Here is a 1,192-nt window from a genome sequence, read left to right as displayed (position 1 = left end):
GGTAATCCTCCCATAAATAACCGAATTTAAAAGTAGAGGTTAAGCAGCCATTAGAGGTGGCCTTCCTTTGTTGGCTTGGTGTGGTCTTTCATGATTGTAATGCCACAGCCAATTTGTTGCATAATCTTGTACTTCATCCAAAGTATCAAATAAATGTTTGCTCAGCCAACTATATCGTATAGTTCGATTATATCGTTCAATATAGGCATTCTGCTGTGGCTTACCCGGTTGAATATATTCAATACGAATACCGTGCTTAGTCGCCCAGCGCACAAATTCGTGACTGATAAATTCGGGGCCTGAGCAGCACTGCTGCGCAAGGCATCGGATCACTAATGGTTTTTCTCTCCACTCTAGCAATTGATTCAACGTACGAATAACCCTGATTGTAGGCAATGAGAATCCTGCTTCTATGGCTAGGCCTTCTCGGCGGTAATCATCAATCACATTCAATAATCGAAACTTGCGCCCATCGGAAAGTTGATCATGCATAAAATCTAATGACCAAACTTGATTTTCTCGGATTGGTTCTTTCAATGGTTCAGGCGCATGCCGTTTTAGTCTTCTTCTCGGTTTAATACGCAGATTCAGTGCCAACTCACAGTAAATGCGGTAAACCCGCTTGTGATTCCAGCAGTGATTCTCAACATGTCGTAAATATGAGAAGCACAGACCAAATCCCCAATCGGAATTTTCCTCAGTGAGTTCAATGAGCTGTTCAGCAATTAATACATTGTCATCGCTAAGTTTAGCCTGATAACGGTAGCAGGTTTCACTAATACCAAATGCAGAGCAAGCTAAACGGATACTCACTGCATGCTGGGCAACGGCTTGCTGAGCCATCTGACGTCGGCAAGATGGCTTCACCACTTTTTTGACATTGCTTCCTGAATAATTTCTGCTTTTAATCGCTCTTCAGCATACATTTTTTTCAGTCTGGTATTTTCTGTTTCCAACTCTTTCAGCCGTGCCATCAAAGATGTATCCATGCCGCCATATTTAGCACGCCATTTATAGAAGGTTGCATTACTCATACCATGTTCACGACAAAGGGCAGCAACAGGTGTGCCAGACTCCGCTTGCTTTAAGATGGACATGATCTGGCTGTCAGTAAATTTAGATGTTTTCATGCAGAATCTCCTGCTTGTATCTTAAGAGAAAATTCTACTTTTAGATCCTTTTATTTTTAGGG

General features: G+C 41.9%; 1 protein-coding gene. It reads right to left on the bottom strand.

All coding sequences use genetic code 11. From position 1 onward, the window contains the following. Positions 1-39 precede the first annotated feature (39 nt). A protein-coding gene (locus tag D7V32_RS16955) for an IS3 family transposase (protein ID WP_120403938.1) occupies positions 40-1,130 on the bottom strand; the annotation gives its coding sequence in 2 pieces (ribosomal slippage) (positions 40-878 and positions 878-1,130; 1,092 coding nt in all). Positions 1,131-1,192 lie beyond the last annotated feature (62 nt).

Source organism: Acinetobacter tianfuensis, assembly GCF_003611465.1.
GTDB lineage: Bacteria > Pseudomonadota > Gammaproteobacteria > Pseudomonadales > Moraxellaceae > Acinetobacter > Acinetobacter tianfuensis.
This window is presented reverse-complemented; position numbering and strand designations above follow the sequence as displayed.